Genomic DNA, 13,727 nt, shown 5'->3' on the forward strand with positions numbered 1-13,727 from the left:
TCTTTGACTCATGCCTCACATTATAACTCTCATCTTGTGACGGAGGCAAGATGCGGACTAAAAGTCCGGGGTTTCAGACCCACCCCAGGTTGATGAGACAGACATGACCAAAGCCCTAATTTTCACCGTAAAAGACTGGCTGGCTGAGCAGCCGGGTCACCCAGCGGTAGAGCGGGTGCATTTGACCGTAGGCGCGTTTACCTGCGTAGAACCGGCTAGCCTGGTGTTTGCTTTTCAGGCGCAGACCCAGGGGACTTTTTTGAGCGAGGCCGAGCTGGTGATCAAAGAAACGCCGCTGATTGCCTTTTGTCATGCCTGCCAGCAGGAATACCGCCCAGAGATAGGGTCGCAATATGCCTGCCCTACCTGTCAGGCCCCGATGGACGATATTCGCTCCGGGCGAGAGCTAAAAATTGAGCGGGTTGAGTTTTCACAGTCAATGGCCGTTTAGATATCTAGATCTATCCAGCGCTCCCATACAACGAGGGCCAGCTGGTGCTTCCTACCGCCGTTTTTTTGGATTTTTCTCGTGCACCAAACTTTTGACGCTGCTTTAGAAATGAACTTGCTCCACGCCAATCAGCACGGAGCCGATGCCAATCGCGATCGCCTCAATCAGTGGGGCATTACCTGCCTGAACTTGATGAGCAGCCCCGGCGCAGGCAAAACGCAGCTGCTAGAAAGAACCTTGCAACAGCTACGCTCTGAGCTGCGGATAGCGGTGATCGAAGGCGACATGACGACTCAGCTAGACGCCGACCGGCTGCGGCAACATGGCGTACCCGTTGTAGCAATTAATACCGGTAGAGCCTGCCATCTGGACTCTAAGATGGTGGCTGGTGGTCTGCATCAGTTTGAGCAAGAGCAGCTTGAGCAAGAACAGCAGCCCAGTGAATTTGATCTGATATTTGTCGAGAATGTTGGCAACCTGGTCTGCCCAGCCGAATTTGAAGTGGGAGAGCATGCCAAAGTTGCATTGCTAAGCCTGACTGAGGGAGAAGACAAGCCGCTGAAGTACCCGATTATGTTTCGAGAAGCGGACTGTCTGTTAATTACTAAAACAGATCTGGCTCCCCACCTGGATGTAAGCATTGATACCATTGTGGCCAATGTCCGTCAGCTAAACTCTCGGGTAGTGGTCATTCCAGTCTCTGCTAAAACAGGCGAGGGGCTAGAGACCTGGTTTGACTGGGTACGGCAGACAGTGTCGGCTCAGCGGTCTAAAGCTGAAGCTGCTGAAGTATCGTCTCAGCTAGCCTGAGGGGCGATCGCGCTAGACCATGCTTTTGATTTGATTCGTATTGCCTTCTCTTCTTCTCTTTTGAGTACCCTCTTTCAATGAAACGACGCCAATTAACCTCACTTTTTCTTGCCTTTTTCTGCACGATGCTGGTCACCGTTGGCTGCGGGCAGGCTGATGACGCTGGCAGTAGCGCTGGCAGTGACGACAGTAGCGCCCCTGCGGCTGCATCAAACGAGCCGATTGTGATTGGCTATAGCAGTTGGCCCGGCTGGTGGCCCTGGGCGATCGCTGAGCAGGAAGGTCTCTTTGCCGCCAATAACGTCAATGTAGAGATGAAGTGGTTTGATGGCTACATCCAATCGATGGAGGCTTTGGCCGCCGGTCAGATTGACGGCAACTGTCAAACTCTGAACGACACCATTTCTTTTGCCGCTGACTCAGTCAATGGGCAGGCAGCGGTGCTGGTCAACGACAACTCTGCGGGCAATGACAAAATCATCGTTACCGAAGATATCAATACGGTGGCCAACCTGAAGGGAAAAGCAATCGCTGTAGAGGAAGGCGTCGTTGATGACTTCTTATTGACGCTGGCTTTAGAAAAAGAAGGTCTCTCCCGAGAAGATGTAGAGATTTTGCCGCTGGAAACGGGCGCAGCCGCTGCCGCCTTTGCAGCAGGTCAGGCCGACGCGGTAGGGGCTTTTCCGCCTTTTTGGTCAATTGCTTTAGAGCGCGCAGGTAGTAAAGAGCTGATCTCTTCTGCCGACTTTCCAGGAGCCATTCCTGATCTGTTGGTGATGAGCCAGACCATCATTGATGAGCGGCCAGACGACGTGCAGGCGATTGTCAATACCTGGTTTGACGTGCGCGCCTTTATGGAGGAGAACCCTGAGCGCTCCGACGAGATTTTGGCTGAACGGGCCGGGATCGCCCCAGAAGAAGTGCGGCAGCTTCAAGACGGCACTCGGTTTTTTACCATTCAAGACAATCTCGAAGCCTTTAGCGACGGCGAGGGGATCAAGCATATGCCATCAGCGGCAGTAGAGATGGCCGACTTTATGGTGGGCGTTGGCTTTATTCCTGAAACACCGAATTTAGAGACGATTTTGGACGATCAGTTTGTTAAAGCTTACGCCGCTGCTCAATAGGAAGGCTCTAAATGACGAGAACGGAGGAGAGTGCGCCAGTTCAGCAGTTAAATCGAGGCGATCGCAAAAGCCTGAAGCCCCGACCGTTTTGGCAGCTTAGCGAACCTATTCCAGCCCGGTTGGACTGGAGTTTGCGAGTGCTCTCGGTGATAATCCCGCTAGTCCTGTGGTGGCTGCTTTCGAGCAGCGGCCTGGTCAACCCGAAGTTTTTACCGTCTCCGGCGGCTGTAATCACGTCTTTTGGAGAACTGTGGAGCCAGGGCGTGGTGCTAGAAGATCTTGGCGCTAGCCTGATGCGGGTCGGCTCTGGCTTTTTACTGGCGGCTGTGATTTCGGTGCCGCTAGGGATTGCGATGGGCGCGTTTGCGACGGTGCGATCGCTCTTTGAGCCGATTATTGGCATTGTCCGCTATATGCCTGCGCCGGCTTTCATTCCGCTGCTGATTATCTATTTGGGCTTGGGCGAAGCGCCGAAGATTGCACTGATCTTTATCGGTGTGATTTTCTTCAATACGCTAATGATTATGGACGCTGTGAAGTTTGTTCCTAAGCATTTGCTAGAGGCAACTTACACGATGGGTGGCTCACGCCGGCAAACGCTCATGCAGGTGATTATGCCCTATGTATTGCCTAATATCATCGACGCTTTTCGCATTAACATGGCAGCAGCCTGGAATCTGGTGGTGGTAGCTGAACTCATCGCGGCCAATGAGGGATTGGGAAAACGGATTGCGATCGCTCAAAAGTTTTTTAGAACAGACGAGATTTTTGCCTACCTGATCTTGTTGGGAATCATCGGCTTTTTAATCGATCTTTCACTGCGCTGGCTCCTAAAAACTACCTGCAAATGGGCCGTCGAGTAGCTGCTGCCCCCTCCCAATTGCGCCTACCAAGGGACACCTCATGCATCTAAAAGTCTCGGACTTAGACAAGGAATTTTCAACCAACAAAGGCACTATTACAGCGCTGAAGCGGTTAAATCTGCACGTTGAGCAGGGTGAATTTGTCTGTGTGGTGGGCGCTTCTGGCTCGGGCAAGTCTACTTTGCTCAGGCTAATTGCCGGGCTAGAGCAGCCCACCAAAGGCAGTATCACCGTTGACTATCAGCTAGTCGAAGGGCCGGGCGCAGATCGGGGCATGGTCTTTCAAGACTACACGCTGTACCCCTGGATGACGGTACAAAAAAATGTGGAGTTTGGCCTGAAACTACAGGGCGTTAAGCCTAAAGAGCGCCGCCAGCCAGCGTCTTACTACATTGATATGGTGGGGCTCTCCCAATTTGCCCAGGCGTTGCCGAAGCAACTGTCAGGAGGCATGAAGCAGCGAGTGGCGATCGCCCGCGCCCTCACCAGCCAACCCAAAGTACTCCTGATGGACGAACCCTTCGGCGCGCTCGATGTGCAGACCAAAGAGACCATGCAACAGTTTTTGCTAGAGCTTTGGAAGCGCACAGGCACCAGCATTTTAATGATCACTCACGACGTGCGTGAAGCTGTTTTTCTCTCACAGCGCATCTACGTCATGACTGCTCGCCCAGGGACAATTCAGGCAGAGATTAGCGTAAAGCTCGGGCCAGACCGGACGGTAGCCACTCGTAAAGACCCCCAATTTCAGTACTTTCAAGACCAGGTAACGCGCTTGCTGACACAGCAAGCTGTCTCATAGAAGGTCGATTATCTTCTGCCTCAAGTTTTCGCTACGATCAAGCTTCTCCTGGCGCTTGCAAAGCGAGACCAGCATTGTAGCGGTTCTCTGATTGTAGAGCGGCAGGTAGTATCTGTATCATAGGCTGTGAGTAGGGAGTGTCAGTAGAAGGGGTGGCGATCGCTCACTTCATTGTCCAACCCTTCTACAGTGCAGCTTTTTCAGCGCGGAGATCGAAGAAACATAATCCTATCCGTCCACATGCTTTTGTTTTCTGCTTTCCACAGGGACAGCAGCGCCTTGGTCAATTTGCCAATGTCGCTGGCTGCAATTGTTTTTTGGTCAATGAAGACAATACCAGAGTGATGCTGTCCCTGCACTGCCAGACTTCTCAGCAAAGTCGGAATTGTCCTGGTATCGTACGTGACTAGTGTGAGTGAATGCTGAGCGGCCACAGTGAGCAGCAGCTCGTCAGAGGCCTGCAAATACCGCCCCTGCTGCCATGTTTGCAAGGCGCGAACGGTTATCTCAGGAAGCTTTTTCTGAAGCTGTGTGCCTACCTTTGGAGAAATATGTTCATCTAGCAAAAAAGAGAGCATGTGGCGCTAATCAACTGAAAACACTTCGAGATTGGGCAATCGTCTTTTCAAGTCTGTCAGCGTTACAGCCTGAGAATCTTGAATGGCAAAATCAATTTCCTTAGGATAGGCTTCTGCATAGTTGAAAGCCGCCTTAACCCACTCAGGGGAACGCTCGAAATGCTCGGCAACTTTCTCTTCATTCATCTGATACTGCTGGGAAATTTCAATCACTTCCCAGACCGCCAATGACGATCCCTGCATGAAGGCTTGCCGCCCTAAAGGAGAACTGCGAAATTCAATCAGCGCAAACTCTATTGCTCTTAAAGACTCTTCCACCAGCGTTGCTACCGTATCGCTAGGCGTTTTATCTAAAATTCGAGCCACACGACTGAGCCGCTGAAAAGTTCCATCCTGTAACCGGGCACTGACCACTTTCGACATTTGCAGCTCCTAAAACACAGGATTTTGTAGTGATAGCTTAGCAAAAAAAGACATAGATTACGATGTCAGCACTGTAACTGATACCTGTTTAGATATATCGAAGCGGATAACCCTCCGTATCAGCTTCTTGAGTTGAATGATACGTGCCCTCGCCCAGCAAGCGGTCAGCGAGCGCTAGGACTAACGCTGGGAAACTTGCATTTGACAGAGACTTCAAAGTTGCTTTCGGCGGTGCCTTCGGTGAATATGGGCAGTCCGGCTTTGCCGCCAATTTTCATGCCAAATTTGAGGTTGATTTCTTCGACTTCTGCGCCTGCTAAGTTTTTGAATGCGCCGATGACGTACCAGGTGTAGGCGCGGATGGTACCGTGTATGTTTTTGAGTTGGGCTTGAATGTCTTCGGTGAGGCCGTAGGTTTCGCGATCGCTATCTACCCCCCCGACATCGGGCAGTTCGGCAGGATTCGCAGACTCTATCAGGACGGTGTAGGTAGTGCCATCGGCGTCTTCTAGGGCTTCACGGTAGGAGAGGATGAGGATGAGGCGCAGGGATATCTGGTGAAGTGATGAAGTGAAGACAAATATTGAATGAAAAATCCCCATGAATATTTGTTCACGAGGATTTCCTATGATGCTAAAAGGTAGTACAGGCAGGGCTTTTGCTACATTTCAGCAAGCACCTTGGTTAGCGCTGCTAAAAACTTATCTACGTTTTTTTTCTCAGCGTTGTAGCCCATCAGTCCTACCCGCCAAACCTGACCCGCAAGATCTCCTAAGCCACCGCCTAGCTCCATGTTGTGCTCGTCAATGAGCCTACTTGTGACGGCCTTAGCATTGATACCCTTAGGAACGCGGACGGTAGTCAGGGTAGGCAGCCGATATTCGCGGTCTACATGACAGGAGAGCCCCATTGCCTCTAAGCCATCCCACAGATATTCAGCCGCCTGTTGGTGACGGTTCCAGCGGGCTTCTAAGCCTTCTTCGGCTAACAGGCGCAGGGCTTCGCGGATGGCGTAGGTCATGTTGACGGGGGCGGTATGGTGATAGGTGCGGCCATTGCCCCAGTAGTTGCTTAGCAAAGACATGTCTAGGTACCAGTTGGCGACTTTGCTTTTGCGGTTGTTGAGTTTTTCGAGCGCGCGATCGCCCATCGTAAAGGGAGAACTTCCTGGCGGGCAGCTCAGCCCCTTTTGGCTACAGCTATAGGCCAGATCGACCTTCCACTCATCTAAAAACAGCGGCACGCCGCCCAGGCTCGTGACCGTATCGAGAATCAGCAGACAGTCGTACTCGCGGCACAGATCGCCAATGCCATCCATCGGTTGGCACACCCCAGTCGAGGTCTCGGCATGCACTAGCGCCAAAATCTGAGGGCGGTGAGTTTCCATCGCAGCGCGAAGTTCGGTAAGGGTGAATACTTCTCCCCAAGGCCGATTGACTGTGCTCACTTCAGCGCCGTAGCGACCGGCCATATCGACTAGGCGATGACCAAAGTAGCCGTTGACGCCAACCAGCACGCGATCGCCAGGCTCTATCGTATTGGCGAGCGTAGCTTCCATCGCGGCTGATCCGGTGCCGCTGACCGGCAGCGTCATCCGGTTATCGGTTTGCCAGGCGTAGCGCATCAGCGCCTGCACCTCATCCATCAGTTCTAGATAGGCTTTGTCGAGGTGGCCAATGGGCTGACGATCCATCGCCGCTAACACTGCTGGGTCTGCGTTAGAAGGGCCTGGGCCAAGCAGCAGTCGCGCGGGAATATCTAATGGGCCGAGCGACTTTAAGTGACGATTGTCGATGCGGTAGGTAGAAAGAGTGGTAGTCATAGAAACTCGGTCTTTGCGAAGACAGACAAAAGAAAGAGACACATAAAACTGTAAGCTCGTATACCAGCCTACCTTGTCTATCGACCGGATCTTTGGGTCGCTGCTGATTCTGAAGATCTAATTCTGGGGACAGAGATACTGATTGCCGCTACTGTTAGGGCTTAAAAGCATTAAGGCTTGAAGTTGTAGGTCTTGATTTTTGGGGATTAGAAGTGAGTAGAGTGACCTTAGCTGACCTGCAGGAAGAGATTTACCGGGGACTGGTGCGGTCGTATGAGTGCGATCGCCCAATCAACCTGTACAAAAGTCTCATCTGTCAGGGTCTGGTGACTCAAGCCGATACGGGTCATCCGCTACAGGTGCTAGAAGTGGCAAAAGATCACAGTGCCGTTCGCGTTTGCCTCTGCCAAGACGACTACCCAGGCTGGATTGCCGCCGACCAAGTCCGCTATCTGACCGCTATCGAGCAGCCATACCAAGCGCCAGTACTCACCGCCCAAGAGATTCAGGCGCGTCTGCCGCAGGTGATTGACTTTGCCCAAGCGGCCATGGCAACGCCCAATACCTATCTTTGGGGCGGCACGACTGCCCCCAACTATGACTGCTCTGGCCTGGTGCAGGCGGCTTTTTTATCGGCAGATATCCAGCTGCCGCGCGATGCTTATCAGCAAGAAGACTTTACTCAGCGCATTGATCGCTCAGCCCTGCAGCCCGGCGATCTGATCTTTTTTGGTACGCCCGACCGCACGACACATGTGGCGCTGTCTTTAGGTGAGGAACGCTATATTCACAGCTCGGGCAAAGACACCGGGCGCAACAGCATTGGTATCGACTCACTAACTGATCTGAGCCATCCTGTGAGCGCCAGCTATCAGGCGTTGCTGCGCTGCTATGGCCGAGTTGTCGCCAGCTATCTGCCAAGAGGAAGACAGCCCACAAGAAAACAGCCCACTCGAAGATTTTGATAGCGCTGCTCAACCTCAGAGAGCACTATCTGGGAACTGTAAAGGCAGGCTTTACATTGGCTCACTTCTATGGCTTCTTCTCTCGCGGCTTCTTCTCTCGCGGTTTCTGCCTCGTCGCCGATGCTGCCTCGCACGCTGTCCCTGATTGAAACGCTGGGATTTGGCTTAACTGGCCTGCTGCTGTGGATTGGAGTTGCCCCTGGGGTACATGCAGAGCTGGGTCTGCAGGCGATGTGGGTGTGGATTCCAGGCGCTGTCTTTGGCATGGTGATCAATCTGCAAGTCCGCCAGTTGGGTCAGCAGTTGCCTCATGTGGCTGGCGGTACGCCCAACTATCTGAGTCATCTGTTACCGGGTGTTCCCTGGTTGACTCGCTACGCGGCCATTGGCTATTTTCTCAGCTGGGTGGCGGTGCTACCGGTCAATGCGATTATTCTGGCAGACCTGATTCAAACCAATCTAGGGCCACTGGGTATTGCGCGGCCTGGCATCGGGCTAAAAGTGGGGTTTGTGCTGCTGCCCTTTATCGTAGCTTTTAGCGGCAGTCGGGCACTCAGCACGCTGCACCTGTTTTTTTTACTGCCTGCTGTGGGGCTACTGCTGGCTTTTTGTCTGCAAGGCAGCGGCTGGCTGTTGACGACCGGCATAGCACAGGGCTGGGCAGAGCCGCCAGTGAGCGTTGGGTTTTCTCTACAGGGCTGGGCCAAATGGTACCTGAGTGGCACTTACGCCTTTTATGCCTGTGAAACGGCTGCTGCCTTTGTTGCCGATAGTCAGCAGCCGCAAAAGACCTTACACAGCCTGAAATCGGTTGCTGTCTTGATCCCGGTCATTTATGTGGCAGGTTCGTGGTCGCTGCTGCACTTACCTGGTGCGGACAGTCAAGACCCCTTTCTGACGCTGCTCATGGCAGCTGCGCCCTACTGGGGATCAGCCACGTCGCTGCTGGTGACTTTTTTAGTCGTGTCGAGCTGCTTGCTGTCTTTAGCGACTGCGGTCTCGATCGCGCCGCGTGTGCTGTATCAGCTAGCTCAAGATCAGCAGCTTTCACCGCTGTTTGGCCGCGTCTCTCAGCAGGGAGTGTTCGCGCCTGGGCTGTGGCTGACGCTAGTGCTGAGTCTGGGCTGTCTGGCTTGGGGTGACCTGCATCAGATCGTCATGGTGACGGGCGTGGGCTGGTTGGCTGCTTTTATCGTGCTGCATGGGGGGCTATGGTACCAGCGCGGTCAGCCTGGGGTGATGTGGCCGTGGCTGGCGCTCTTCATGGCGGTGGTAGAGCTGTTTGTGCTCTGGGTAGGGGGCTGGGCCTGGGGCGGAAAAAATTTCATGATAGGGCTGCTGCTGCCGATGGCGATCGCCCTGAGCGACCATCTGATCCGCTCCTGGCCTGAGCACGGGGCTATTGCGATCATTCAGTCCTGGTCGCCTGCCTGTCCGGACTGGTTGAGACGCGGCGACCAGAGTGCAAACACGTTTGAGGACTTTATCACCGCTCAGATTGCCATGTTAGTGGGGTTTATTGGGGCTACAGCGGTGGTTAGCTGGCAGGCTGGGGCAGCGGTCAGCCGCGCCGATGTCGGGGCTCCTATGGATTTTTTGGTGGTACTGGTACTGTCTTTTGTGGGCGTTGCGATCGCCTGCTGGACGGTTTTTCCTAAAATTGCCGCTGTCAACCGCGCCCGTCAGGCTGCCGAAACCTTTTCTCAGAGATTAGAAACAGCGCTTGATCAACTTCAGCAGACCCAAATGCAGATGATCCAGCAAGAAAAACTCTCAAGTTTAGGCCAACTGGTGGCAGGCGTAGCGCATGAAATCAACAACCCCGTTAGTTTCATTCACGGCAATCTCACTCATATCGAGACGTATGTAACAGATTTGCTGGCCCTGGTACAGCTATACGAAGCTCATGTTTGCCTGCCATCTGCTGAAATCCAGACAAAAATTGATGAGATCGACCTGGATTTTCTCAGAGAAGATTTGCCAAAGCTTATCAGCTCTATGGTGATAGGGACCGACCGCATTTGCGAAATTGTTCTATCGCTACGTAATTTCTCTCGCGTAGATGAATCTGCCGGCAAAGCTGTTGATCTTCACGAGGGCCTCGAAAGCACGCTGCTAATCTTGCAGCATCGTTTAAAGGCTGCGCCTGAGCATCCGGCAACATTAGTCGTACGCGACTACGATCAGCTACCGCTAGTGGAGTGCTACCCTAGCCAGCTTAACCAGGTGTTGATGAATCTTCTCGCGAATGCGCTAGATGCGATGGCAGAGAGTAACGCCGGGCGTAGCTATCAGGAAATTACTGCCAGTCCCAATCAGATTACGATTCGCACGGGAGTGGTGGATAGTCAGTGGGCTGAGATTGCGATCGCCGACAACGGCCCCGGCATTCCAGAATCGGTCAGATCGCGAATTTTTGACCCCTTTTTTACTACCAAACCCGTCGGCAAAGGCACCGGCCTCGGCCTATCTAGGGCTTGCTGAAAAAGTATAGACCGTAGTGATTACAGTCCATTTGGGCCGAAAGGGGGTTGAAAAGTGCAAGGAAAAAGGTCAAGGATGGTCAAAACCCTTGCACTTGAGTCGGTATGTATCGCAGCGCAGCGCCCGGACAATTGTCATTTGAGGATTTCTACCTGCCGTTCAGCGGCCAACTGTCAGCGGATAATCGGTGGGTCAAATTAGCGGCACTCATCCCGTGGGCGCTAGTGGAAGCAGAGTATGCAGGTCAGTTCAGCGCCAGCATGGGTGCCCCGGCGAAAACGTTTCGGGTGGCGCTGGGGGCTTTGATCATCAAGGAGAAGCTGGGCAGCAGTGATGCAGAGACGGTACAGCAGATCCGAGAGAATCCGTACTTGCAGTACTTTCTAGGGTTTAGCGAGTATCGAGACGAAGCGCCGTTTGAGGTTTCGATGATGGTTCACTTTCGCAAGCGGGTGAATCTAGAGATGGTCGCCGAAGTGAATGAACGCGTGGTGTGCTCAATGTTAGCAGAGCCAGAGGTAGTGGCTGAGGCAGAGCCAGAGACCAATCTACCGAGTCCGTCACGCTCATCAAACAACAACGACGACGACGCACCACCGCCGTCGAATCAAGGTCAGTTGATCATCGACGCGACCTGCGCGCCTGCTGACATTCGCTATCCGACTAACTTGGGGTTGTTGAATGAAGCGAGGAAAGATAGTGAAGCCATCCTTGATAGGCTCTACAGCCAGGTGTCAGGCCAGCTAAAGACAAAGCCCCGCACCTATCGTAAGCTGGCGCGTAAAGCCTATTTGTGGGTGGCGAAGAACCGGCGACCAAGCCGCAAACAGCGGCGCAACGGGATTCGTCAACAGTTGCAATATCTCGGTCTCAACCTGGGCCATATCGATGACTTGATAGCGCTGGGTGCGACCTTATCGAAGCTGAGTCACAGGCAGTATCGATTGTTGTTGGTCATCAGTGAAGTCTATCGACAACAGAAAGCGATGTATCAGACGCAGGCTCGCCGCATCGATGACCGCATTGTCAGCATCACCCAACCCTATGTCAGGCCGATTGTTCGGGGCAAGGCAGGGGTGCCAGTAGAGTTTGGGGCCAAGCTATCGATTAGCTGTATCCAGGGCTGTGTGTTCCTTGATGTCTTGAGCTGGGACAACTTCAATGAGTCCACTCATCTGCAAGCCCAAGTAGAAGCTTATCGGACGCGCTTTGGCCGCTATCCCGCCTCGGTTCATGCTGACCAGATTTACCGCACTCGTGACCACCGCCGATGGTGTCAGGCCCGAGGCATTCGTTTGAGTGGCCCACCCTTGGGTAGACCGAAGCAAGACCCCACCGTTCAGGCTGAACTCAAACAGCAGGCAAAACAGGACGAATCTGTGCGCGTCGCTGTGGAAGGTAAGTTTGGCCAAGCCAAGCGCCGCTTCTCCCTGGCCAGGGTGATGCCCAAGCTCGCTGAAACGGCTCAGTGTGCCATTGCCATCACCTTTCTCGTGCTTAACCTAGAGCGCTGGCTGCGCCAGCTATTGACCTTGCTTTTTGGCCTATTTGCCAGGTGGCGAAGCGTCCTGAAGTACCAGATAGAGCCCTATGAGGCGGTTAAAACAACTATTAGTGCATTCATCACCGCCGCAGGGGCCAATGCTATTGCCGCCCCTGCAACGCAGAGATTAGCGTTGGCTTTGCCTCTCCCTCGGAGAATCGGCGATCGCTAATCTCTAAAAAACGACTTTTTCAGCAAGCCCTATCTATTAGCTATCAAATCATCACTCAGCGTCACCAGGGCAAGCTCACCTGCTGCTCAGCGCCTGAGACCGGCACCGAATTTATCGTTCAAATTCCGCTGCAACAGCCAACAGCCAGTTAAGCCCACTAGCACGGTCTTAATCGCTTCAAGTGCTTCTATTTGGCACCAAAAAGTCAGGTAGCCAATTGCGAATTGTGGCCCAAACGTCTCCAGGGCCGATGCCAAAGGCGATGTAGAGCCCCAGTAAAAAGAGCGCTACTAGCGCAGCCGTTCTAAACGTGGTTTTGACTACGCCCAGCAGCCAGAAAAATACTAGGATGGCGATCGCGATCGCGCCCAGTGTCAAGACTATTTCCATAACCGCCTCCTTTGGCTTCCCCAGTTTAAATCAGGGCAGTCAGCCCCCATTACGCTAAAGCCGTGCTTAATTCGATCACCGCCGTCCGGGCCCATTGGTCAACGGCTAGAATTTCTTCTAGATTCGGAGCTGAGTTGAGATCGGTGCGGTGGCGATCGCAGACCTGTTCGATCACCTTAGAAATTTCCAGGTAGTGAATCTTCTCTTCTAAAAACAGCGCCACTGCCTGCTCATTGGCCGCATTGAGCACCGCCGTCATCGTGCCCCCGGCCCGGCCTGCCGCATAGGCCAGATCCATGCAGGGGTACTTGTCGTGGTCGGGGTCACGAAAGGTCAGATCGCCTGCTTTGACCAGGTCTAACGGTTCCCAGTCGGTGTAGATTCGCTCTGGCCAGGAAAGCGCATAGAGCAGAGGTAGCCGCATATCAGGCCAGCCTAACTGCGCCAGCACCGATGTATCTTGCAGCTCAATCAGCGAGTGAACAATGCTCTGCGGATGAATCACAATGTCAATTTTGTCGTAGTCCATGCCAAAGAGATAGTGCGCTTCAATCACCTCCAGCCCTTTGTTCATCAGCGTGGCCGAATCGACCGTAATCTTGCGGCCCATCGACCAGTTCGGATGCTTAATCGCATCGGCCATTTTCACCTTGGGCAGATCTTCAGTCGGCCAGTCGCGAAAGGCACCGCCTGAGGCCGTCAGCAAAATCCTTCTTAGCCCCGCTTTAGGAATGCCCTGTAAACACTGAAAAATAGCCGAATGCTCAGAGTCGGCAGGCAGCAGCTTCACGCCGTGCTTTTCGGCCAATGGCAAGACAACTGGCCCCCCGGCAATCAGGGTTTCTTTATTAGCCAGGGCAATATCTTTACCCGCTTCAATGGCAGCTAGGGTGGGCAGCAGCCCAGCGCAGCCGACAATGCCCGTGACCACCGCTTCAGCGTCGCCATAGCGAGCCACTTCTACCACGCCAGATTCACCCGCTAAAATGATCGGCTGCGGATCGAGTTCGGCGATCGCCGCTTTCAAGTCAGGCAGCTTACTTTCATCACATAGAGCAACGATCTTAGGCTTAAACTGCATCACCTGCTGAGCCAGCAGCGCCACGTTGCTACCGGCGGCAATACCCACCAGTCGAAACTGATCGGGATGATGCTCGACAATATCCAGCGTTTGGGTGCCGATAGAACCCGTCGAACCGAGCAGAGAGATGGCTTTCACAGGAGCGCTACCGTCCGTAATGTTTGCTTCAAGATCACTATAGTTTCTTAGCGGTCACCGCTTCAAATCTAAAGCGAG

14 protein-coding genes are annotated in these 13,727 nt (G+C 53.4%); 8 read left to right on the forward strand and 6 right to left on the reverse strand.

Features of this window, described 5'->3' with window-relative positions; all coding sequences use genetic code 11:
- Positions 1-103 precede the first annotated feature (103 nt).
- From hypA to CKL79_RS11335, 5 genes are all read left to right on the forward strand, one after another.
- On the forward strand, positions 104-451 hold the full coding sequence (hypA, locus tag CKL79_RS11315) for a hydrogenase maturation nickel metallochaperone HypA (RefSeq protein ID WP_121969697.1): 348 nt from the start codon (positions 104-106) through the stop codon (positions 449-451).
- Positions 452-529: 78 nt separating this feature from the next.
- A complete protein-coding gene (gene hypB / locus CKL79_RS11320; RefSeq protein ID WP_121969698.1) occupies positions 530-1,261 on the forward strand; it encodes a hydrogenase nickel incorporation protein HypB in 732 nt (243 codons plus the stop codon).
- Positions 1,262-1,338: 77 nt separating this feature from the next.
- The gene (locus tag CKL79_RS11325) at positions 1,339-2,388 is read left to right on the forward strand and encodes an ABC transporter substrate-binding protein (RefSeq protein WP_121969699.1); all 1,050 of its coding nucleotides are present in this window, start codon (positions 1,339-1,341) and stop codon (positions 2,386-2,388) included.
- Positions 2,389-2,399: 11 nt separating this feature from the next.
- Positions 2,400-3,251, forward strand: a complete 852-nt coding sequence (locus CKL79_RS11330; RefSeq protein WP_121969700.1) for an ABC transporter permease — start codon at positions 2,400-2,402, stop codon at positions 3,249-3,251.
- A 40-nt stretch (positions 3,252-3,291) separates the two neighbouring features.
- Complete coding sequence (locus CKL79_RS11335) at positions 3,292-4,053, forward strand: ABC transporter ATP-binding protein (protein WP_121969701.1); 762 nt, start codon at positions 3,292-3,294, stop codon at positions 4,051-4,053.
- Positions 4,054-4,253: 200 nt separating this feature from the next.
- On the opposite strand, the gene CKL79_RS11340 is transcribed toward CKL79_RS11335, so the two are convergent.
- The 4 genes from CKL79_RS11340 to CKL79_RS11355 all read right to left on the reverse strand — a co-directional run bounded on the left by CKL79_RS11340 (position 4,254) and on the right by CKL79_RS11355 (position 6,876).
- Positions 4,254-4,631 carry a DUF5615 family PIN-like protein gene (locus CKL79_RS11340; RefSeq protein WP_121969702.1) on the reverse strand — a complete coding sequence of 126 codons (378 nt, stop codon included), beginning with the start codon at positions 4,629-4,631 and terminating at the stop codon, positions 4,254-4,256.
- A gap of 6 nt (positions 4,632-4,637) precedes the next feature.
- Positions 4,638-5,054 (reverse strand): transcriptional regulator, encoded by a 417-nt coding sequence (locus CKL79_RS11345; protein ID WP_121969703.1) that lies wholly within the window; start codon positions 5,052-5,054, stop codon positions 4,638-4,640.
- A gap of 164 nt (positions 5,055-5,218) precedes the next feature.
- A complete protein-coding gene (locus CKL79_RS11350) occupies positions 5,219-5,656 on the reverse strand; it encodes a CU044_2847 family protein (RefSeq protein WP_205879063.1) in 438 nt (145 codons plus the stop codon).
- A gap of 59 nt (positions 5,657-5,715) precedes the next feature.
- Entirely contained in the window at positions 5,716-6,876 is a 1,161-nt protein-coding gene (locus CKL79_RS11355) for an alanine--glyoxylate aminotransferase family protein (RefSeq protein WP_121969704.1), read from the reverse strand.
- 212 nt (positions 6,877-7,088) lie between these two features.
- Here CKL79_RS11355 and CKL79_RS11360 point away from each other — a divergent pair, with 212 nt between their 5' ends.
- The 3 genes from CKL79_RS11360 (at position 7,089) to CKL79_RS11370 (ending at position 12,040) form a co-directional block, all read left to right on the forward strand.
- A complete protein-coding gene (locus tag CKL79_RS11360) occupies positions 7,089-7,841 on the forward strand; it encodes a C40 family peptidase (RefSeq protein WP_240518809.1) in 753 nt (250 codons plus the stop codon).
- Between the two features lie 69 nt (positions 7,842-7,910).
- On the forward strand, positions 7,911-10,325 hold the full coding sequence (locus CKL79_RS23870) for an ATP-binding protein (protein WP_240518810.1): 2,415 nt from the start codon (positions 7,911-7,913) through the stop codon (positions 10,323-10,325).
- Positions 10,326-10,429: 104 nt separating this feature from the next.
- A complete protein-coding gene (locus CKL79_RS11370) occupies positions 10,430-12,040 on the forward strand; it encodes an IS5 family transposase (protein ID WP_240518811.1) in 1,611 nt (536 codons plus the stop codon).
- A 177-nt stretch (positions 12,041-12,217) separates the two neighbouring features.
- Here the strand turns inward: CKL79_RS11370 and CKL79_RS11375 are convergent, their stop codons facing one another.
- Both CKL79_RS11375 and dxr read right to left on the reverse strand, forming a co-directional pair.
- A complete protein-coding gene (locus CKL79_RS11375) occupies positions 12,218-12,430 on the reverse strand; it encodes a hypothetical protein (RefSeq protein ID WP_121969706.1) in 213 nt (70 codons plus the stop codon).
- A gap of 49 nt (positions 12,431-12,479) precedes the next feature.
- Positions 12,480-13,649 (reverse strand): 1-deoxy-D-xylulose-5-phosphate reductoisomerase, encoded by a 1,170-nt coding sequence (dxr, locus tag CKL79_RS11380; protein ID WP_121969707.1) that lies wholly within the window; start codon positions 13,647-13,649, stop codon positions 12,480-12,482.
- Between the last annotated feature and the right edge of the window lie 78 nt (positions 13,650-13,727).

The organism is Leptolyngbya sp. BC1307 (assembly GCF_002286735.1).
In the GTDB taxonomy this organism is placed as follows: Bacteria; Cyanobacteriota; Cyanobacteriia; order Phormidesmidales; family Phormidesmidaceae; genus Phormidesmis.